The sequence below is a fragment of the Curvibacter fontanus genome (genome assembly GCF_054780335.1).
On sequence record NZ_BAAGWN010000044.1, the window covers coordinates 77,800 to 99,016 of the forward strand.

The 21,217-nt window shown below is 65.7% G+C and carries 19 protein-coding genes; 1 reads left to right on the forward strand and 18 read right to left on the reverse strand.

The annotated features are described in order from the left end of the window. Window positions 1-9: 9 nt before the first annotated feature. The 18 genes from carB to rpsB form a co-directional block, all read right to left on the reverse strand. Complete coding sequence (carB, locus tag ACYVH8_RS15505; protein ID WP_460489712.1) at window positions 10-3,273, reverse strand: carbamoyl-phosphate synthase large subunit; 3,264 nt, start codon at window positions 3,271-3,273, stop codon at window positions 10-12. Next, window positions 3,266-4,447, reverse strand: coding sequence for a glutamine-hydrolyzing carbamoyl-phosphate synthase small subunit (carA, locus tag ACYVH8_RS15510; protein WP_460489713.1), 1,182 nt, complete (start codon window positions 4,445-4,447; stop codon window positions 3,266-3,268). The genes carB and carA overlap by 8 nt, the downstream gene beginning before the upstream one ends. Before the next feature lie 200 nt (window positions 4,448-4,647). Beyond that, window positions 4,648-5,433 carry a TrmH family RNA methyltransferase gene (locus ACYVH8_RS15515; RefSeq protein ID WP_460489714.1) on the reverse strand — a complete coding sequence of 262 codons (786 nt, stop codon included), beginning with the start codon at window positions 5,431-5,433 and terminating at the stop codon, window positions 4,648-4,650. Further along, the gene (gene rnhB, locus ACYVH8_RS15520) at window positions 5,430-6,047 is read right to left on the reverse strand and encodes a ribonuclease HII (protein WP_460489715.1); all 618 of its coding nucleotides are present in this window, start codon (window positions 6,045-6,047) and stop codon (window positions 5,430-5,432) included. The genes ACYVH8_RS15515 and rnhB overlap by 4 nt, the downstream gene beginning before the upstream one ends. Next, window positions 6,019-7,161 (reverse strand): lipid-A-disaccharide synthase, encoded by a 1,143-nt coding sequence (lpxB, locus tag ACYVH8_RS15525; RefSeq protein ID WP_460489716.1) that lies wholly within the window; start codon window positions 7,159-7,161, stop codon window positions 6,019-6,021. Before lpxB ends, rnhB begins: the two co-directional genes overlap by 29 nt. A 10-nt stretch (window positions 7,162-7,171) precedes the next feature. Next, window positions 7,172-7,960 carry an acyl-ACP--UDP-N-acetylglucosamine O-acyltransferase gene (lpxA, locus tag ACYVH8_RS15530; protein ID WP_460489717.1) on the reverse strand — a complete coding sequence of 263 codons (789 nt, stop codon included), beginning with the start codon at window positions 7,958-7,960 and terminating at the stop codon, window positions 7,172-7,174. 11 nt (window positions 7,961-7,971) lie between these two features. After that, entirely contained in the window at window positions 7,972-8,409 is a 438-nt protein-coding gene (fabZ, locus tag ACYVH8_RS15535; RefSeq protein ID WP_460489740.1) for a 3-hydroxyacyl-ACP dehydratase FabZ, read from the reverse strand. A gap of 5 nt (window positions 8,410-8,414) precedes the next feature. After that, entirely contained in the window at window positions 8,415-9,398 is a 984-nt protein-coding gene (gene lpxD / locus ACYVH8_RS15540; protein WP_460489718.1) for a UDP-3-O-(3-hydroxymyristoyl)glucosamine N-acyltransferase, read from the reverse strand. 31 nt (window positions 9,399-9,429) lie between these two features. Continuing rightward, window positions 9,430-9,942, reverse strand: coding sequence for an OmpH/Skp family outer membrane protein (locus tag ACYVH8_RS15545; protein ID WP_460489719.1), 513 nt, complete (start codon window positions 9,940-9,942; stop codon window positions 9,430-9,432). Next, complete coding sequence (gene bamA, locus ACYVH8_RS15550) at window positions 9,942-12,233, reverse strand: outer membrane protein assembly factor BamA (RefSeq protein WP_460489720.1); 2,292 nt, start codon at window positions 12,231-12,233, stop codon at window positions 9,942-9,944. Before bamA ends, ACYVH8_RS15545 begins: the two co-directional genes overlap by 1 nt. Window positions 12,234-12,278: 45 nt before the next feature. Then, window positions 12,279-13,637 carry an RIP metalloprotease RseP gene (gene rseP, locus ACYVH8_RS15555; RefSeq protein ID WP_460489721.1) on the reverse strand — a complete coding sequence of 453 codons (1,359 nt, stop codon included), beginning with the start codon at window positions 13,635-13,637 and terminating at the stop codon, window positions 12,279-12,281. A gap of 16 nt (window positions 13,638-13,653) precedes the next feature. Continuing rightward, window positions 13,654-14,844: a 1-deoxy-D-xylulose-5-phosphate reductoisomerase gene (ispC, locus tag ACYVH8_RS15560; RefSeq protein WP_460489722.1), complete on the reverse strand. Its 1,191-nt coding sequence runs from the start codon at window positions 14,842-14,844 to the stop codon at window positions 13,654-13,656. Beyond that, entirely contained in the window at window positions 14,844-15,698 is an 855-nt protein-coding gene (locus ACYVH8_RS15565) for a phosphatidate cytidylyltransferase (RefSeq protein ID WP_460489723.1), read from the reverse strand. The genes ispC and ACYVH8_RS15565 overlap by 1 nt, the downstream gene beginning before the upstream one ends. Before the next feature lie 9 nt (window positions 15,699-15,707). Beyond that, entirely contained in the window at window positions 15,708-16,439 is a 732-nt protein-coding gene (gene uppS, locus ACYVH8_RS15570) for a polyprenyl diphosphate synthase (RefSeq protein ID WP_460489724.1), read from the reverse strand. Window positions 16,440-16,459: 20 nt separating this feature from the next. Beyond that, complete coding sequence (frr, locus tag ACYVH8_RS15575; RefSeq protein WP_460489725.1) at window positions 16,460-17,020, reverse strand: ribosome recycling factor; 561 nt, start codon at window positions 17,018-17,020, stop codon at window positions 16,460-16,462. A 32-nt stretch (window positions 17,021-17,052) separates the two neighbouring features. Next, window positions 17,053-17,775 (reverse strand): UMP kinase, encoded by a 723-nt coding sequence (gene pyrH / locus ACYVH8_RS15580; protein ID WP_460489726.1) that lies wholly within the window; start codon window positions 17,773-17,775, stop codon window positions 17,053-17,055. Between the two features lie 151 nt (window positions 17,776-17,926). Continuing rightward, window positions 17,927-18,820 (reverse strand): translation elongation factor Ts, encoded by an 894-nt coding sequence (gene tsf, locus ACYVH8_RS15585; RefSeq protein ID WP_460489727.1) that lies wholly within the window; start codon window positions 18,818-18,820, stop codon window positions 17,927-17,929. 83 nt (window positions 18,821-18,903) lie between these two features. Next, entirely contained in the window at window positions 18,904-19,656 is a 753-nt protein-coding gene (gene rpsB / locus ACYVH8_RS15590; protein WP_460489728.1) for a 30S ribosomal protein S2, read from the reverse strand. Between the two features lie 172 nt (window positions 19,657-19,828). Here rpsB and ACYVH8_RS15595 point away from each other — a divergent pair, with 172 nt between their 5' ends. After that, window positions 19,829-21,172, forward strand: a complete 1,344-nt coding sequence (locus tag ACYVH8_RS15595) for an amidase (protein WP_460489729.1) — start codon at window positions 19,829-19,831, stop codon at window positions 21,170-21,172. The last annotated feature ends 45 nt before the right edge of the window (window positions 21,173-21,217 follow it).

The window sequence follows — 21,217 nt, forward strand, 5'->3', positions numbered from 1 at the left end:
TTCGGAAGATTATGCCAGTTGGGCGTGCAGCTCCTGCACCGAATACACGTCCAGATTGTCCATGTACTTCATGCCTTCGACGGCCGCTTCCGCGCCGGCGATGGTGGTGAAGGTGGTCACGCGGGCCAGCAGGGCCGAGGTGCGGATGTAACGCGAATCGGCAATGGCGTTGCGGCGCTCCTCCACCGTGTTGATGACCAGGGCAATTTCCTCGTTCTTGATCATGTCCACGATGTTGGGACGGCCTTCGGTCACCTTGTTGACGACCTCGCAAGCCAGGCCTGCGGCCTCGATGGCCGCCGCCGTGCCCTTGGTGGCCACGATCGTGAAACCCAGGGCGAGCAGGCCGCGGGCCACGGCCACGGCGCGCGGCTTGTCGCTCTGCTTGACGGAAATGAAGGCCTTGCCGGACTTGGGCAAACGGGTGCCGGCGCCGAGCTGCGACTTCACGAAGGCCTCGCCGAAGGTCTTGCCCACGCCCATCACCTCACCGGTGGACTTCATCTCGGGGCCGAGGATGGTGTCCACGCCGGGGAACTTCACGAAGGGGAACACGGCCTCCTTCACGCTGAAGTAGGGCGGGGTCACTTCCTTGGTGATGCCCTGCGAGGCCAGGGTCTGGCCCGCCATGCAGCGGGCCGCCACCTTGGCCAGCTGGATGCCGGTGGCCTTGGAGACGTAGGGCACGGTGCGCGAGGCGCGCGGGTTCACTTCGAGCACGAAGATCACGTCCTGGCCGTCCTGCTTCTGGATGGCGAACTGCACGTTCATGAGGCCGATCACGTTCAGAGCGCCGGCCATGGCGGCCGACTGGCGCTTGAGCTCGTCCACGGTGGCCTGGGACAGGGAATACGGCGGCAGCGAGCAGGCGGAGTCGCCGCTGTGCACGCCGGCCTGCTCGATGTGCTCCATCACGCCGCCGATGAAGGTCTTGCCCTCGGGGTCGCGCAGGCAGTCCACGTCGCACTCGATGGCGTCGTTCAGGAAACGGTCCAGCAGCACGGGGCTGTCGTTGCTGACCTTGACGGCCTCGCGCATATAGCGCTCGAGGTCGCGCTGCTCGTGCACGATTTCCATGGCGCGGCCGCCCAGCACGTAGCTGGGGCGCACCACCAGCGGGTAACCCAGGGTCGCGGCCTTTTCCAGGGCCTCGGCTTCGGTGCGCGCGGTGGCGTTGGGCGGTTGTTTCAGGTTCAGCGTGCGCAGCAGGGCCGAGAAGCGCTCGCGGTCTTCGGCCGCGTCGATCATGTCGGGCGAGGTGCCGATGATGGGCACGCCTTCGGCCTCCAGGCCCAGGGCCAGTTTGAGCGGCGTCTGGCCGCCGTACTGCACGATGACGCCGGTGGGCTTTTCCTTGTCCACGATCTCCAGCACGTCTTCGAGTGTCAGTGGCTCGAAGTAGAGGCGGTCCGAGGTGTCGTAGTCGGTGGACACGGTCTCGGGGTTGCAGTTGACCATGATGGTCTCGTAGCCGTCTTCGCGCATGGCGAGAGCCGCATGGACACAGCAGTAGTCGAACTCGATACCCTGGCCGATGCGGTTGGGACCACCGCCCAGCACCATGATCTTCTTCTTGTTGGTCGGTTCGGCCTCGCACTCGTCCTCGTAGCTCGAGTACATATAGGCGGTGTTGGTCGCGAACTCGGCGGCGCAGGTGTCCACGCGTTTGTAGACTGGGCGAACATTCAGTTTGCGGCGCGTGTCACGCAGCTGTTTCTCGGTGGTCTTGAGCAGCTTGGCCAGACGACGGTCGGAGAAACCCTTTTTCTTCAAGGCGCGCAGCGTGGCGGCGTCCAGCGCGGCCAGGGCCTGCTCGCCTTTTTCAGCGGCCAGCTTGTCGAGATCGAGTTCGATCTTCACGATTTCCTCGATCTGCACCAGGAACCACTTGTCGATCTTGGTCAGCGCGTAGACCTCGTCCAGGCTCATGCCCTGGGCGAAGGCATCGCCCACGTACCAGATGCGTTCGGGGCCGGGCTCGCCCAGCTCCTTCTCGAGCACCTCGCGGTCCTGGGTCTTTTCGTTCATACCGTCCACGCCCACTTCCAGGCCGCGCAGGGCCTTCTGGAAGCTTTCCTGGAAGGTGCGGCCCATGGCCATGACCTCGCCCACGGACTTCATCTGCGTGGTCAGGCGGCTGTCGGCCGTGGGAAATTTCTCGAAGGCGAAACGCGGGATCTTGGTGACCACGTAGTCGATGCTGGGCTCGAAGCTGGCCGGCGTGGCGCCGCCCGTGATGTCGTTGCGCAGCTCGTCCAGGGTGTAGCCCACGGCCAGCTTGGCCGCGACCTTGGCGATCGGGAAACCCGTGGCCTTGGAGGCCAGCGCGGAGGACCGGCTCACGCGCGGGTTCATCTCGATCACGATCATGCGACCGTCTTTCGGGTTGATCGAGAACTGCACGTTGGAGCCGCCGGTGTCCACGCCAATTTCACGCAGCACCGCCAGCGAGGCATTGCGCATGATCTGGTATTCCTTGTCGGTCAGGGTCTGGGCCGGGGCCACGGTGATGGAGTCACCGGTGTGCACGCCCATGGGGTCCAGGTTCTCGATCGAGCAGACGATGATGCAGTTGTCGGCCTTGTCGCGCACGACCTCCATCTCGTACTCTTTCCAGCCCAGCAGCGACTCCTCGATGAGCAGCTCCTTGGTGGGCGAGGCCTCCAGGCCGCGCTTGCAGATCACCTCGAACTCTTCCGGGTTGTAGGCGATGCCGCCACCCGTGCCGCCCAGCGTGAAGCTGGGGCGGATCACGGTCGGGAAACCCACGGTCTTCTGCACCGCCCAGGCCTCTTCCATGCTGTGGGCGATGCCCGAACGCGCCGAGCCCAGGCCGATCCTGGTCATGGCCTGCTTGAACTTCTGGCGGTCTTCGGCCTTGTCGATGGCCTCGGGCGTGGCGCCGATGAGTTCAACTGGCCGTCCCGTTGCCGCGCCCTTGTACTTTTCGAGCACGCCGTGGTGCCACAGGTCCAGCGCGCAGTTCAGCGCGGTCTGGCCGCCCATGGTGGGCAGGATGGCGTCGGGTTTTTCCTTGGCGATGATCTTCTCGACCGTCTGCCAGGTGATGGGCTCGATGTAGGTGACGTCGGCCGTGGCCGGGTCGGTCATGATCGTCGCGGGGTTGCTGTTGATCAGGATGACCTTGTAGCCCTCTTCGCGCAGGGCCTTGCAGGCCTGCACGCCGGAGTAGTCGAACTCGCAGGCCTGGCCGATGATGATCGGGCCGGCGCCGATGATCAGGACGCTCTTGATGTCTGTGCGCTTAGGCATTCTTCTTCTCCTTGGCCTTTTCCATCAGCGCGGTGAAACGGTCGAACAGGTAGGCAATGTCGTGCGGGCCGGGCGAGGCTTCCGGATGGCCCTGGAAGCAGAAGGCCGGCTTGTCGGTGCGGGCCAGGCCCTGCAGCGTGCCGTCGAACAGGCTGACGTGCGTGGCACGCAGATTGGCCGGCAGCGACTCCATCTCCACAGCGAAGCCGTGGTTCTGGCTGGTGATGCTCACACGGCCGCTGTCCAGGTCTTTCACCGGGTGGTTGGCGCCGTGATGGCTGTTCTGCATCTTGAAGGTCCTGGCACCCGAGGCCAGGGCCATGATCTGGTGGCCCAGGCAGATGCCGAAGGTGGGGATGCCGGTCTCGATGATCTCGCGCACGGCGGTGATGGCGTAATCGCAAGGCTCCGGATCCCCGGGGCCGTTGGAGAGGAAGACACCATCTGGCTTGAGCGCCAGCACGTTCTTGGCGGGCGCCTTGGCCGGCACCACGGTCAGCTTGCAGCCCCGTGCTGCCAGCATGCGCAGGATGTTCTTCTTGACGCCGTAGTCGTAGGCCACGACGTGGAACTGCGGCGCCTTCTGCTCACCGTAGCCGGTGCCCAGGGCCCATTCGGTCTGGGTCCAGTCGTAGGGTTTGGCGGTGGTCACCACCTGGGCCAGGTCCAGGCCCTTCATGCTGGGCGCGGCCTTGGCCGCGGCCAGGGCTTCGTCGATACGGGCCTGGGTCACGGCCTCGCCGGCCTTGAGCGCCACGATGGCGCCGTTCTGCGCACCCTTGCTGCGCAGCAGACGGGTCAGCTTGCGGGTGTCGAGGTTGGCAATCGCCACGGTCTTCTCGCGCACCAGGTACTGCGTGAGCGTCTCTGTGCTGCGGAAGTTGGAGGCCAGCAGGGGCAGGTCCTTGATGATGAGGCCGGCGGCATGGACCTTCTCGGCTTCGACGTCCTCGGTGTTGATGCCGTAGTTGCCGATGTGCGGATACGTGAGGGTCACGATCTGCCGGCAGTAGCTCGGATCCGTGAGGATTTCCTGGTAGCCGGTCATGGCGGTGTTGAACACCACCTCGCCGACCGTGGTGCCGGTGGCACCGATGGAATTGCCGATAAAGACCGTGCCGTCTGCGAGCGCCAGAATGGCGTGAGGGGTGGTTCCCTGGAGAGACAAAAGCACTGGGTACTCCGTTGGTTACGGGCGCGCCCACGCACTTACAGGAAACGGGTCCTGGTTGCTGCTTTTGAGAGGGATGTTCGGCCTGAAATGCGCTGGGGCGGCTGGATTTCTGAACAGTTCAAGATTATAGCTTAGGGCCGAGGCCCCCTCGCATTGCTCACCTTGCGCAGCCGCCCCATGCAACGGCTTTGAGAAACGACTCAGACTGCCGTGACCGCCACGGCGCTGGCGTGCAGGCAGATGGCGGCGGCGGCGGCCACATTGAGCGACTCCTCACCGCCGGGCTGGGCAATGCGGACGGAGAGCGCGGCGCGCGACATCAGTTCAGCACCGACGCCCTGCCCTTCGTGGCCCAGGGCCCAGGCACAGGGCCAGGGCCAGGGCAAGGTCTGCCGGTGGATCAGTTCACCCTGGTGCGAGCTGGTCACGATGATGGGCACATGCAGCCCATCGAGAGTCGCCGGCTCCACACTCTCGACCAGACGCAATGCGAAATGCGCGCCCATGCCTGCGCGCAGCACCTTCGGCGCCCACAAGGCCGCCGTGCCCTTCATGGCGATCACCTGCTGAAAACCGAAGGCTGCCGCACTGCGCAGGATGGATCCCACGTTGCCGGCGTCCTGCACGCGGTCGAGGATGACGGAGGCCAGACCGGCCTGCAGGACTGCACCAGCCTGCAGGTCGAACACGAAACCCAGTCGGGTGGGTGATTCGAGGCCGCTGATGCTGTCGAACAATGCATCCGGAACAAGAAGGGTCTTGACCGCAGCGGCTCCGAACTCGGCCGCAAAAACAGGCCAGACCGATTCGGCGAACACGGCGATGGACGGCTGACGCCCGCGTTGCAAGGCAGCGCGACAGAGATGATCGCCCTCGACCCAGAAACGGCCTGTCTTGCGGTAGGCCGTGCTGTCCTGCGCCAGACGGCGCAGCTCCTTGAGCAGCGGGTTGTCGCGCGAGCTGATCAAGATGGGTGCTTGGCTCATCGCAACACCTCCGTCACCGGCGCAAAAGTCTTGCGATGCTGCGGGCAGGCGCCATGCGCGCGCAGCGCCGCCAGGTGCTCGGCCGTCCCGTAGCCCTTGTGGCCGGCAAAGCCATACTGCGGGAACTCGCGGTCGTATTCGGCGCACCAGCGGTCGCGGTGCACCTTGGCCAGGATGGAAGCGGCGGAAATCGCCGGCACAGTGGCGTCGCCTTTCACGATGGCCTCGGCCAGCACGTCCAGCACCGGCAGGCGGTTGCCGTCCACCAGCACCTTGGCGGGCTTCAGGCGCAGGCCTTCGACGGCGCGGCGCATGGCCAGCAGCGTGGCCTGCAGGATGTTGAGCCGGTCGATCTCCTCCACGCTGGCTTCGGCGATCGAGCAGCACAGGGCCTTGGCGCGGATCTCGTCGTAGAGTTTCTCGCGACGCAATGCCGTGAGCTTCTTGGAATCGGCCAGACCCACGATAGGGTGCAGATCGTCCAGGATCACGGCGGCGGCCACCACCGGGCCGGCCAGCGGGCCGCGGCCGGCCTCGTCCACGCCGGCCACCAGGCCCGGGGTGTCCCACATCAAGGCGACCTGTTCAGCCTGCAAGAACTTGCGCGATCGCATCGGCAGCCAGTTTCGGTGTGTCGCGCTGCAATTCGGCATGCAACGCCGTGAAAGTCTGCTCCAGCGCCGCGACACGCTCGGGCGCGTCCAGCCACTGCAGCGTGGCCGCGGCCAGCTTTGCGGGCGTGGCTTCGTGCTGCAGCAGCTCGGGGACGACGAAATCGCGGCACAGGACATTGGGCAGGCCGACCCAGGGCTGCAGCTGCTTGCGCTTCATGATCCTGTAGGTCAGCCAGTTCACGGCATAGGAGATCACCATGGGCCGCTTGAACAGGGCGGCCTCCAGCGTGGCCGTGCCACTGGCGATCAGGGCCACGTCACAGGCTGCCAGAACGGTATGGGACTGACCGTCGAGGATGCGCAGGCGCCCATCCATGCCCGCAGCGCGTGCGGCCTGCTCGATGCGCGCGCGCAGGGCGGGAATGGCCGGCACGATGAATTGCAGCTGCGGGCGGGCCCGCTGCATCAGGGCCGCCGCACGGAAGAAACGCTCGGCCAACTGCCTGATCTCGCCCGCGCGGCTGCCCGGCAGGACGGCCACAAGCTGCGCATCGGTCGGCACACCCAGCGACACACGCGCGGAGGCACGGTCCGGCTGCAGGGGAATCACATGGGCCAGCGGATGGCCGACATAGGTCGCGGCGATGCCGTGCCGGGCCAGCAATTCCACTTCAAAAGGAAAGATGCACAGGACGTGGTCCACACTGGCCTTGATCTTGTGCACGCGCTCGGGACGCCAGGCCCAGATCGACGGGCAGACGAAGTGCGCGGTCCGGATGCCGGCGGCGCGCAGATCGCGCTCGAGATCCAGATTGAAGTCGGGTGCGTCGACGCCGATGAAAACATCGGGCCGGTCCCGCAGCAGTCGCTGGCGGAGCTGGTCGCGGATGCCCACGAGCTCGCGGTAATGGCGCAGCACCTCGACATAACCGCTCACGGCCAGTTTGTCACTGGGCCACCAGGCCTGGAAACCGCGCCGGACCATCTGCGGCCCGCCAATGCCCAGGGTCTGGGCGCCGGGCCAGCGCGCCTGGATACCATCAAGCAGAAGGCCGGCCAGCAAGTCCCCGGAGGTCTCGCCCGCCACCATCGCGACGCGCGGCTGGGAACTCATGGCAGGTCTTTCAGCGCGCAATGCCAGCCGTGGAACTGGCCAGGAAGGCGTCCATCAACGCCACGTCGCCTGCGGCTTCGGGCCAGGTCTGCGGCAGCGCGGTCATGGCCGTGCGCGCCTGCTCCAGCGTGAGGCTCTGGCGGTAGAGGATCTTGTGCATCTCGCGGATGGCGGCGATGCGCTGGTCGGAGAAATCGCGCCGACGCAAGCCGACCAGGTTCACGCCGCGCACGTTCAGCGGGTTGCCGTCCACCACCATATAGGGCGGGATGTCCTTGGCCACGTGGCTGGCAAAACCGATCATGGTATGGATGCCGATGCGCATGCGCTGCAGGATACCGGTCAGCCCCCCCACCGTGGACCAGTCGCCGATCTCGACGTGCCCCGCCAGCGTGGCGTTGTTGGCCATGGTCACATGGTTGCCGACCACGCAGTCGTGGGCGATGTGCACATAGGCCATGATCCAGTTGTCGTCGCCGATGCGGGTGTCGGCCTTGTCCTGCGCCGTGCCCAGGTTGAAGGTGCAGAACTCGCGGATGGTGTTGCGGTCGCCGATGTGCAGCTCGCAGGGCTCACCCTCGTATTTCTTGTCCTGAGGAATGGCGCCCAGGGAGTTGAACTGGAAGATGCGATTGTCGCGGCCGATGGTGGTGTGCCCGTCGATCACGCAATGCGGACCGATGCGCGTGTCCGCGCCGATCTTCACGTTCGGCCCGATGAGGGTGTAGGGGCCGACCTCGACCGTGCCGTCAAGCTGTGCACGGGGATCGACGATGGCAGTCGAATGGATCTGCGTCACGCTCTGGACCCTCAGGAGACCTTGCGCATGGTGCACAGAATATCGGCCTCGACGGCGCGTTCGCCGTTCACACTGGCCCAGACCTTGAACTTGTAGATGCCGGCCTTGGAGCGTTCCAGCTCGGCTTCGAGGATGAGCTGGTCGCCCGGTTCGACCGGCCGCTTGAAGCGCGCGTTGTCGATGCCGGCAAAATAATAGACCGTGTTCTCGTCAAGCGCATGGCCCAGGGTTTCGAAGGACAGCAGGGCCGCGGTCTGCGCCAGGGCCTCGAGCATCAGCACGCCAGGCATCACGGGCCGGTTGGGGAAATGACCGTTGAAGAAGTCTTCGTTGATCGTGACGTTCTTGACCGCCTTGATGCGCTTGCCCTTCTCCAGCTCCAGCACCCGGTCCACCAGCAGGATGGGGTAACGGTGCGGCAGCAGCTTGAGGATCTTGTGGATGTCCATGGCGATCATTTTTTTGTTTCCTTGCGTTCTTTTTCCAGCGCACGCACGCGTTCGCGCAGCGTGGAGAGCTGTTTGAGCGTGGCCGCATTCTTTTCCCAGGAGGCATTGTCCTCCAGCGGATAGAAGCCGGTGTAGTGGCCCGGTTTGTTGAGCGAACGTGTGACCAGGGAGAAGGAGGACACGTTCACACCGTCGGCGAGGGTCAGGTGGCCCAGCACACCGGCGCTGCCGCCAATCGTGCAGTTGGCCCCGATGGTGGCGCTGCCGGCCACGCCGACACAACCAGCCATGGCCGTGTTGCGCCCCACGCGCACGTTGTGGCCGATCTGGATGAGGTTGTCGAGCTTGACACCGTCCTCGATCACGGTATCGCTCAGGGCGCCGCGGTCGATACAGGTGTTGGCGCCGATCTCCACGTCGTTGCCGATGCGCACGGCCCCCAGCTGCTCGATCTTCTCCCAGCGCTCGCCATCCTTGGCGAAACCGAAACCGTCGGCGCCAATCACCACGCCCGGGTGCAGGATACAGCGCTCGCCGATCACGCAATCTTCGCTGACCGTGACTCTGGACTTGAGCACGCTGCGCGCGCCGATGCGGGCGCCGCGCTCGACCACGCACAGGGGGCCGATGCGGGCCTGCGGATCGATGTGGGCCTCAGGATCGATGACCGCACTCGGGTGAATGCGCGGACCGGCGGGCCGCTGGCGGGCCGCGTGCCACAGCTGCGTCACGCGGGCGAAATAGAGGTAGGGGTTGTCGGCCACGATGCAGGCGCCCCGAGCCCGGGCCTCGGCCTGCATCTGCGGCCCGACGATCACGCAGCCGGCGCGTGTGATCAGCAACTGCTGGCGGTATTTGGGGTTGCTGAGGAAACTGAGCTGCTGCGGACCGGCCGATTCGAGCGGCGCCAGAGCGAGGATTTCCAGCGCGGGATCGCCCGACAGCTCGCCCCCGAGCTGTTCGACGATGCTGCCTAGACGCAATGCCACACGCGATCTGCCCGCAAAATACCGTGCGGCCTTATTTGGCCACCGTGGCGTTGAGGGCCTTGATCACCTTGTCGGTGATGTCGTGCCGGGGGTTGACGTAAACCGCTTCCTGCAGGATCAGGTCGTATTTCTCGGCATCAGCCACCTGTTTGACCACGCGGTTGGCGCGCTCGAAGACCTGTTGCAACTCCTCATTGCGGCGGGCATTGACGTCTTCCTGGAATTCACGGCGCTTGCGCTGGAAATCGCGGTCCAGTTCGACCAGCTGCTTCTGGCGCGTCGCGCGCTGGCTTTCCGACAGCGTGGGCGCCTCGCGCTCCAGCTGGTCGGCCATGCCCTTGATATTGGCTCCCTGGGTCTGCAGTTCCTTCTCGCGCTTGGAGAACTCCTGCTCGAGCTTGGCCTGGGCATTCTTGGCCGGCACCGCTTCCTTGATGATGCGGTCCAGGCTGACGAAACCCAGCCGGAACTCCTGGGCCAGCGCCGGCACGGCCAGCAGACTCAGGCCCAGCAGCAAGATGGCAGGTCGGGTGTAGTACTTCATCAGAATGTGGTCCCAATCTGGAATTGCAGATACTGGATTCTATCGCCATCGAACCTCCGGATGGGGGTGGCCCAGGCCAGGCGCAGCGGCCCCATGGGCGAGACCCAGCTGATGCCGAAACCGGCCGAGGCCCGGAAATTGGCCGGATCGATCGGATCATCCGGGCCGTAGACGTTGCCGGTATCGACAAAGGTGTAAAGACGCAAGGTGCGGTCGTTGCCGGCCCCAGGGAAAGGCGCCTGCAGTTCGAAGTTGAAGTTGACCTTTTTCGGCCCCCCGTAGGTCAGACCCGTGGCCGCGTCACGCGGCCCCAGGCTGCCAGCCTCGAAACCGCGCACCGAACCCAGGCCACCGCCATAGAAGTTCTTGAACAGCGGATAGGGCCGCCCGTCTATGCCCTGGCCCAGGGCCAGGTCGGTGTTGAAAGCGAAGGTGTACTGCTTGGTCAGCGGTAGGTAGTGCTGGTAGGAATAGGTGCCGCGGATGTAACGCACCTCGCCAAAGGTGCTCCATTCGGCCGTGGCGCGCTGCAAGTTGCCGCTGCTCGGCACCAGGGCGCTGTCCCGGTTGTCCCGGCCCCAGCCCAGGGTCAGGGGCACGGCGGTGCTGGCGTAGCCGAACTGGTCGGCATAACTCTGGTAGGCCGCTGGCAGGTAGGTTCCAGGCAGGATGGTGGTGCGCTCGACACCGGCGCCCACGTAGACGGTGTCGCGCTCGGTAAAGGGGATGCCGAACCGGATGCTGCTGCCCACCGTCTCCAGCGCGTAGGTGTCTTCGTAGTAATAAGGGCGCGTGACCCGCTGGTACAGATCGATGGTGCGCGAGACCCCGTCCTGGGTGAAATAGGGGTCGGTCGTATTGACCACGATGACGCGGTTGATCCGGCTGGTGTTGAGCTGCAGACCGAGCGAGTGGCCGGTACCGAAAGCATTCTGCTGGTTGATGCCGAAGGTCAGGCCCAGCCCCTCGTTGCTGGAGAAACCCGCGCCCAGGGTCAGGCTGCCGGTCGCGCGTTCGACCACCTTGACGGTCAGGTCCACCTGGTCGGCCGTGCCCGGCACCTCGGTGGTTTCCATCGTCACTGCACCAAAATAGCCCAGGCGATCGACCCGGTTGCGCGAGAGCTTGATCTTTTCGCTGTCGTACCAGGACGCTTCGTACTGGCGGAATTCGCGGCGGATCACCTCGTCACGCGTGCGGTTGTTGCCCACCACGTTGATACGGCGTACATAGGCACGGCGCGAAGGCTCGGCCTGCAGCACCAGCGTGACCCGGTTGCTGCCGCGGTCGATGTCGGGCACGGACTGCACACGTGCAAAGGCGTAGCCGAAACGGCCGAAATAGTCGGTAAAGGCCTTGGTGGTCTCGGCCACCCGGTCGGCGTTGTAGGCCTCGCCGGGACGGATCGTGACCATGGCCTTGAACTCGTCCTCGCGCCCCAGGTAGTTGCCCGCCAGGCGCACACCGGCCACCACGAAACGTTCACCTTCCGTGATGTTCAGGGTGATGGACATGTCCTGCTTGTTGGGGGCGATCGCCACCTGGGTCGAATCGACCTGGAACTCCAGGTAACCGCGCGCCAGATAGTAGGAGCGCAAGGTCTCCGTATCGGCGTTGAGCTTGGCCCGCGAATAACGGTTGGACTTGGTGTACCAGCTCATCCAGTTGCCGGTGTCCAGATCGAACAGGTTGCGCAGGGTGGACTCGGAAAAGGCCTTGTTGCCGACGATGCGGATCTCGCTGATCTTGGCCGGCTCGCCCTCATTGACGGTGAAGGCCAGGCTCACACGGTTGCGCTCCACCGGCGTCACCGTCGTCACCACCTCGGCCGCATAAAGGCTCTTGTTGATGTACTGGCGCTTGAGCTCCTGCTCGGCACGGTCCAGCAGGGCCTTGTCAAATGGCCGTCCCTCGGCCAGGCCGATGTCCTTGAGCGCCTTGGTCAGCGCGTCCTTGTCGAACTCGCGGGTCCCGATGAACTCGACACCGGCCACGCTGGGCCGCTCTTCGACCACCACCACCACCACATCGCCCTTGATCTCCAGCCGCACATCGGTGAACAGGCCCAGGGCAAACAGCGCCCGGATCGAGGCCGTGCCCTTCTCATCGTTGTAGGTGTCGCCCAGGCGCAGCGGCATGGAGGCGAAGACGGTGCCCGGCTCGACGCGTTGCAGGCCTTCGACCTGGATGTCGCGGATCTTGAAAGGCTCGGCAGCCCAGGCCATGTGTACGGCCAGCAAGAGGGTGGCCAGCAGGGAAACGGCGCGCAGGCTATATCGTTTGAATTGCATCGGTCAAATTGAAGTTTGGCTGATCACACTGCCTTGGCAGGTGGCTCAGCTCAGGAGACGGGCCAGGTCATTGAACAGCGCGATCGACATCATGAGCGCCAGCACGGCGACACCGGCACGCTGCAGGCGCTCCAGCCAGACCTCCGACACGGGCCGGCCTGTGACACCTTCCCAAAGATAATACATCAGGTGTCCCCCATCGAGGACAGGCAGCGGCAGCAGATTGAGCACGCCCAGGCTGACGCTGATGAGGGCCAGAAAGACCAGATAGGACGTCAGCCCCAGACTGGCCGAACGACCGGCGTAATCGGCAATGGTCAGCGGGCCACTGAGGTTCTTCAGCGAGGCCTCGCCGATCACCATGCGCCCCAGGGTGCGCAGCGTCAGCACCGAGACCTCCCAGGTCTTCACCATGCCCTGCCAGACGCCCTCGACCGCACCGAAGCGCACCATGACCATCTCGGGCGGTGCGCCCACATAAGCACCGATGCGGCCGACTGCCACGCCGCCTTGCTGCTGCAGTTCGGGCTTTACATCCAGGTGGATGACCGCGCCCTGGCGCTCGATGCGCCAGTTTTTCGTCAACGCCTGACCTTCGCGCACCGAAGCGCGGATCAGCTCGCGCAACTGGCGGCCGTCCACCACGGCTGTGTCACCCAGGCTCAACACCAGATCACCCGGGCGCAGGCCGGCACGTTCGGCGGGACTGTCCGGCGTGACCTCGCCAATTTCGGGCCGGCTCATGGGCGAAACGATGCCGATATGCTCGAACAGGCGGGCGTCGGCATCGCGTGCCTGCAGGGCCGACAGGGGCAAGAGCAGCTCGGCAGCTCGCCCACGGGCATCGGCCAGGGCCAGACGCACATCACGCCCTTCCAGCGCTCCGCGCGTGAGCAACCACCGCACGTCCTCAAACGATGTCATGGCCTGCAACTCGTCGCCTTCGAAACCGGCACGCTCGACGCGCTCGCCACCAACCAGCCCGGCGCGCTCCGCCACGGAATCGGCCGCCGGTCGCCCCAGCACGGGCGCGGCCATGTGCACACCACTCCAGTTGATCACCGCATACAGCAGCACCGCCAGCAGCAGGTTGGCCAGGGGGCCGGCCGCGACGATGAGCGCGCGCGAACGCAGGGGCTGGGTGTTGAAGGCCAGATGGCGCTCGGCCGGATCGACAGGAGCCTCGCGCTCGTCGAGCATGCGCACATAACCGCCCAGCGGAAAGGCGCCCAGCACGAACTCGGTCGGTGAACCCCTGGGCTGCCAGCGCAGCAGGGTGTGGCCGAAACCGACGGAGAAACGCAGCACCTTGACGCCGCAGGCCAAAGCCATGCGGTAGTGCCCGTATTCATGGATGGCGATCAGCAGACCCAGGGCCACGATGAAAGCAATGACAGTCAGCATGTCCGTCCTCGAAGGTTCAGGCACTCAGCCCGCGGACGCACTGCTGTGCCGCTGCACGCGCCTGCGCGTCCAGCGCCAGCAGATCTTCCAGCGCATGCGGCGCAACCGGCACAACGGCTTCCAGCGTGCCCAGGTTGACCGCATGGATCTGGTCGAAACGGATGCGCCGCTCCAGAAAGGCGGCGACTGCCACCTCGTTGGCCGCGTTGAGCACCGCCGTGGTGCCTGCCGGGCCGCGCAAGGCCTCCCAGGCCAGGCCGATGCCGGGGAAACGTTGCGCATGGCCGGGCGCGTCCATGGGCTCGAAGGTCATGGCGGCCAGCTTGTGAAAATCCAGTGCGGCCGCGCCCGAGGCCATGCGCTCGGGCCAGGACAGACCGTAGGCGATGGGCACGCGCATGTCGGGCGTGCCCAGCTGCGCCACCACCGAGTGGTCGCTGTACTGCACCATGGAGTGGATCACGCTCTGCGGGTGGATCACCACCTCCAGTCGCTCGGACGGCAGACCGAAGAGGTAACGCGCCTCGATCACCTCCAGGGCCTTGTTCATCATGGTGGCCGAATCGACCGAGATCTTGCGCCCCATGACCCAGTTCGGGTGCGCGCAGGCCTGCTCGGGCGTGACTTCGCGCAGGGTCCGCGGCTCGCGTGTGCGAAACGGCCCCCCCGAGGCGGTCAGGATGATCCTGTCCACGCGCTGCGCCCAGGTCGCCGGATCTTCGGGCAGGGCCTGGAAGATGGCCGAGTGCTCGCTGTCGATGGGCAGCAGCGTGGCACCGCCGGCGCGTACCGTCTGCATGAAGAACTCGCCGCCCACCACCAGCGCCTCCTTGTTCGCCAGCAGCAGGCGTTTGCCCGAACGCGCCGCCGCCAGGCAGGGCGCCAGGCCGGCGGCCCCCACGATGGCGGCCATCACGGCATCCACCTCCTCGTGGGCCGCGATGTCGGCCAGCGCCTGCGTCCCGCCCAGCACCTGGGTCGGTGAACCGGCGACCTTCAACCGTTCGGCCAGCTGCGTTGAATGGGCGACACTGGCCATGACGGCGTAACGCGGAGAGAACTGCAGGCACTGCTGCAGCAGCAGATCCACCTGGGTGGCTGCGGTCAGGGCAAAGACTTCGAAACGATCCGGATGGCGTGCCAGCACATCAAGCGTGCTGGCGCCGATGGAGCCGGTGGAGCCGAGGATGGCAAGGCGTTGCTTCATCAGCGCCATACGGAATAGAACATCATGGCCAGCGGCAGCGTGGGCAGCAGGGCATCCACGCGATCGAGCACACCGCCGTGGCCCGGCAGCAGGCGGCTGCTGTCCTTCATGCCGGCGCTGCGCTTGACCAGCGATTCCACCAGGTCACCCACCACGCTCATGGCCGCCAGGAACAGCACGGCCAGCAGCAGCAGGCCCCAGCCGCCGTGCGACTGCAGATGGCCATAGAGACTGGGCGCGGGCAGCACCCCGGCGCGCTCCAGGGCCAGCCAGACCCCGGCCAGCAGGACCACCCCCAGCATGCCGCCCCAGACCCCTTCCCAGCTCTTGCCCGGGCTGATGGCTGGCGCCAGCTTGACCTTGCTGAAACGGCCGCCCCAGGCCTTGCCGGCAAAGTAGGCGGCGACGTCAGCCATCCAGACCAGCAGCAGGATGGACAGCAGGAAGGCGATGCCCACATCGCGCGCCTGCACCATGGCCAGCCAGGTCAGCCACAGCGCCAGCAGGCCCCCCGGCAGGCGCAAGGCCCGTGGCCACTGTCCCCAGCGGGCCACCCCCGCCTTGATCAGTGCAGCGCCCACCAGCACCCAGGCGCCACCGGCCACCGTCCACAGCAGCGGCTGCGGCGCCGACAGCAGGCCCAGATCCCAGGCCATGACACAGACGATGAAACAGGCAAAAGCCCCCAGCCATGACCCCAACTGACCCAGGCCGTTGAGCCGGCCCCATTCCCAGGCCGCCGCCGCAGTCAATACCAGCGTGACCAGACGCCAGTACAGCGGATCCGGATGAAACAGTGCCGGCAGCAGGATCAGCAGCAGGACGATGGCGGTGATGATGCGCTGTTTGAGCATGGTTGATCCTCAGGCGACCTTCTGGCCCGGGTCCGCCGTGGCGACCTGGGCGGATGTCTGGCCGTAGCGGCGCTCACGCCGGGTGAATTCGCTGATGGCGCAGTCGAGCTCGGCCTCGTCGAAATCGGGCCAGAGCTTGTCGCTGAAACAAAGTTCGGCATAGGCGGCCTGCCAGAGCAGGAAATTGCTCAGGCGCAATTCGCCGCCGGTGCGGATGATGAGATCCGGGTCGGGGACGTGGGCCATGGCCATGGCCTGGTGCAAGGACATCTCCGTGATGGGCTGCCCCTGCGCGGCCAGCCGGGCCGCCGCCTGGGCGATGTCCCAGCGTCCGCCGTAGTTGAAACAGACATTGAGCACGAGCCGGCTGTTCGCTGCCGTCGCACGCTCGGCCTGGTCCAGGCCCGCGCGCACCTTGTCGGACAGACCGGCACGCTCGCCGACGAAATGCAGGCGCGCCCCGTCCTTGAGCAGTTGCGGCACTTCCCTGGCCAAGGCCGTGGCCAGCAGTTCCATCAAGCCCGAGACCTCATCGGCCGGGCGGTTCCAGTTCTCGGAGGAAAAAGCGAAGACCGTCAGCACCGCCACTCCACGGTCCAGACAGGCCCGGATACAGCGCCGCAGGCTTTCCATGCCCTGGCGGTGGCCGGCCAGACGGGGCAGGAAACGCCTGGTGGCCCAGCGGCCATTGCCATCCATGACGATGGCGATGTGCTGCGGTGTACCGCCCGGTGCAGTCATGGCGGTGGGAATGATGGCGGTCAGACCGCCATCACTTCCTGTTCCTTGCCCGCCACCAGCTGGTCGATCGTGGCGACATGCCTGTCGGTCAGTTTCTGGATGTCGGCTTCGGAGCGCTTCTGCTCGTCCTCGGACGCGGTCTTGTCCTTGACCAGCTTCTTGACGGCCTCGTTGGCGTCCCGGCGCAGATTGCGCACGGCAATCTTGGCGTTTTCGCCCTCGGTGCGCACAAGCTTGGTCATCTCCTTGCGGCGCTCCTCGCTCATGGGCGGCATGGGCACGCGGATCAGGTCGCCCATGGAGGCCGGGTTCAGGCCCAGATCGCTCTCGCGGATGGCCTTCTCGATCTTGGCGCCCATGCCCTTTTCCCAGGGCTGAACGCTGATGGTGCGGGCGTCCAGCAGGTTGACGTTGGCCACCTGGCTCAGCGGCACCGTGGAGCCGTAGTACTCGACCTGCACGGAGTCGAGCAGCGACGGGTTGGCGCGGCCGGTGCGGATTTTGGACAGATGGTTCTTCAGGGCCTCGATGGACTGGTCCATCTTGCCTTCCATGGTTTTCTTGATGTCTGCAATCGTCATGCTTTGCTCCTCTGCGGCATCGGCGGCTGCGCTCAGGCGTAGACCAGCGTGCCCTCGTCTTCGCCCATCACCACGCGCTTGAGCGCGCCGTGCTTGAAAATGGAAAACACCTTGATCGGCAGCTTCTGGTCGCGGCACAGCGCAAAGGCCGTGGCGTCCATGATGCCGAGATTCTTGGAGATCGCCTCGTCGAAGGAAATCTTGCTGTAACGGGTGGCGGTCTTGTCCTTGTTCGGGTCGGCGCTGTAGACGCCGTCCACCTTGGTGGCCTTGAGCACCATCTCGGCCCCGATCTCGGCGCCGCGCAGCGCAGCGGCCGTGTCGGTGGTGAAAAAGGGGTTGCCCGTGCCGGCCGCGAAGATCACGACCTTGCCCTCTTCGAGGTACTGCAGGGCCTTGGGGCGCACATAGGGCTCGACCACCTGTTCGATGGCGATGGCCGACATCACACGTGCGGTCAGACCGGCCTTGTTCATGGTATCGGCCAGGGCCAGCGCGTTCATCACGGTGGCCAGCATGCCCATGTAATCGGCCGTGGCCCGGTCCATGCCGACCGAACCGCCGGCCACACCGCGGAAGATGTTGCCGCCACCGATGACCACGGCCACCTCCACCCCCAGGCGCGTGATCTCGGCCACCTCCTGCACCATGCGCTGGATGGTCGCATGGTTGATGCCGAAGGCATCGTCACCCATCAGGGCCTCCCCGGACAGCTTAAGCAGGATGCGCTTGTGGGCTGGCTTGGGGTGGGTCATGTGGGCTTACTCCTGGGGTTGAATGACGAAATGACTTCGCGGCTGCGCCGCTTCAATGACGGAATGACAGCGGAGCCAGCATAACCCTCATTTTGTCATCGAAGCGACAGCGAGGTCATGCGCGCAGCGCGTCATTCGTCATCCCGGACGATCAGCCCGCCTGCTTGGCGGCGGCCACCTGGGCGGCCACTTCGGCGGCGAAGTCGTCGACCTTCTTCTCGATGCCCTCGCCCACCACGTACAGGGTGAAGCCCTTGACGTTGGTGCCGGCGGCCTTGAGCATCTGCTCGACGGTCTGCTTGTCGTTCTTCACGAAGGGCTGGTTGAACAGCGAGACTTCCTTCAGGTACTTCTGCACCGAGCCTTCGATCATCTTGGTGGCGATGTCGGCCGGCTTGCCGGACTCGGCGGCCTTGGCGGTGGCGACCGAACGCTCGCGCTCGATCAGCTCGGCCGGCACGTCGGCGCTGGTCAGCGACACCGGCTTCATGGCGGCCACGTGCATGGCGACATCCTTGGCGGCGGCTTCTTCGCCGTCGAACTCCACGACCACGCCGATGCGCGTGCCGTGCAGGTAGGCGGCCAGCTTGGCGCCCGAGGAGAAATGCTTGAAACGGCGGAAGCTCATGTTCTCGCCGATCTTGCCGATCAGGCCCTTGCGCACATCTTCCAGGGTGGGGCCGAAGCCGTCCTGGCTGTAGGGCAGCGCGCCCAGGGCGGCCACGTCGGCCGGCTTGTGCTGGGCGATCAGCTCGGCAGCGGCCTTGGCCAGCGCCAGGAAGCTGTCGTTCTTGGTCACGAAGTCGGTCTCGCAGTTCACTTCGATCAGGGCGCCGGTCGTGCCGCTGATCGAGCTGGCAACCACACCTTCGGCGGTCACGCGCGAGGCGGCCTTGCCGGCCTTGGTACCCAGTTTGACGCGCAGCAGCTCTTCGGCCTTGGCCATGTCGCCCTCGGCTTCGGTCAGGGCCTTCTTGCATTCCATCATCGGCGCATCGGTCTTGCCACGCAGTTCGGCAACCATGCTTGCGGTAATTGCAGCCATCTTCTTACTCCGTCTTCAATTCAAACTCAGATTGGGGCTAAAAAAAAGGGGCGCAGCGCCCCTTTCTTCGGGTCGGGACCGGATCAGGCGGAAGCTTCGTTCACTTCCACGAACTCGTCGCCGCTCTCGGACGCAACCGCCTTGACCACGTCATCCACGGCGTTGGCACGGCCTTCCAGGATGGCGTCGGCGATGCCGCGGGCGTACAGGGTCACGGCCTTGGACGAGTCGTCGTTGCCCGGGATCACGTAGTCGATGCCTTCGGGCGAGTGGTTGGAGTCGACCACGCCGATCAGCGGGATGCCCAGCTTCTTGGCTTCGGCAATGGCGATCTTGTGGTAACCGACGTCGATCACGAAGATCGCGTCCGGCAGGGTGTTCATGTCCTGGATGCCGCCGATGTCCTTCTCGAGCTTCTCGAGTTCGCGGGCGAACATCAGCTGCTCTTTCTTGCTCATGGCGTCCAGGCCGGTTTCCTGCTGGGCCTTCATGTCCTTCAGACGCTTGATCGAGGTCTTGACGGTCTTGAAGTTGGTCAGCATGCCGCCCAGCCAGCGCTGATCGACGTAGGGCACGCCGGCGCGCTGGGCTTCAGCGGCCACGGTCTCGCGGGCGGTGCGCTTGGTGCCGACCATCAGGATGGTGCCGCGCTTGGCCGCCAGTTGCCTGGCGAACTTGGCAGCGTCCTGGAACATCGGCAGCGATTTTTCCAGGTTGATGATGTGGATCTTGTTGCGATGGCCGAAGATGAAGGGGGCCATCTTGGGGTTCCAGAAGCGGGTCTGGTGGCCGAAATGGACACCGGCTTCCAGCATTTGACGCATGGTCACGGACATGTGAATAACTCCGAAGGTTGGGTCTAAAATCCGGTCCTCTTTGCAATCGGCGTCTGGCGCCGGCTGCAACACCTGGATGGACCGGTTTGCGATTTGCTTTGCGGCTGCCGGTGCGGGATGCACCGGGACCTGCCAGCAAAGCCCAACGAGTATAGCACACGCACCCTGTCCGATGACACCCGTCCCCGACCTCCACACCACCCGCCTGCGCCTGCTGGCCGGCCTGTCCAGCCCCGAGGCCGAGATCGGGCAGGCCATGGCCGTCGCCGCCTCACCGGCCTGCCAATACGCCTTCGTCCAGACCGATTTCCCGGGCGCCCAAGCCCAGGCCGCAGCGAGCGATCCGGTCCGCCAACCCCTGGCCGGCCTGGCCGTCTCGGTCAAGGACCTGTTCGACGTAGCCGGCCAGGTCAGCCGGGCCGGCTCCCTGGTGCTGAAGGACGCAGCGCCGGCCCGCCAGGACGCCACGGCCGTGGCCCGGCTGCGCGCCGCCGGCGCCGCCCTCATAGGCCGCACCAACATGAGCGAGTTCGCCTACTCGGGTGTCGGCGTCAACCCGCACCACGGCACCCCGGCCAATGCCACGGCCACCGATGTGCCACGTGTGCCCGGCGGCTCGTCCAGCGGCGGCGCCGTCTCGGTCGCCAGCGGGGCAGCCTTTGTCGGTCTGGGCTCGGACACCGGCGGCTCCATCCGCATCCCGGCCGCCCTGCACGGCATCGTCGGCTTCAAATCCACCCAGCGCCTGGTGCCGCTGGACGGCACGGTGCCCCTGTCCACCACCCTGGACACGGCCTGCGCCATGACGCGCTCGGTGCGCGATGCCATCACCGTGCACGAGATCCTGGCGGCGCGCCGGGTCACGCGCAGCCATGCGCCCCTCTCCCAATACCGGTTGGCGGTGGTGCCGCAGCTGATGTTCGATGGGATCGATGCCACCGTGGCGCGCGCCTTCGAGCGCACCCTGCAGGCACTGGGTGCCGCCGGCGCCCGAATCACGGACCTGCCCTTGCCTCCATTGAGTGAACTCGCTGGCCTGCAGGCCAGTGGCGGCTTCTCCGCGGCCGAGAGCTATGCCTGGCATCGCCCCCTGCTGGCAGACCACGCCGCGCAATACGACCCGCGCGTACTCACCCGCATCCAGCGCGGCGCGACCCTCAGCGCGGCCGACTACATCGATCTGCTGCAGGCACGGCGCGACTGGATCCCGCGCATCGAGCAGGCCCTGCGGGGTTTCGACGCCGTGCTCTCCCCCACCGTGCCCATCGTGGCGCCCCCGCTGGCCGAGGTACTGCCGGGCAGCGCGCGTGACGAAGCCTTCTTCCGCATCAACGGCCTGCTGCTGCGCAACCCCAGCGTGGTCAACCTGCTCGACGGCTGCGCCATCACCCTGCCCTGTCACGCGCCGGACGAGCTGCCGGCAGGCCTGATGGTCTGGCAAGGCGCGATGCGCGATGATGTGGTCCTGAACATCGCGCAGCAGATCGAAAACCTGCTGCGTCCGCAACAACAATAATCCACACCTTCGGCCCGCCGCACTGCGCGGTGGGCAGCATCCACC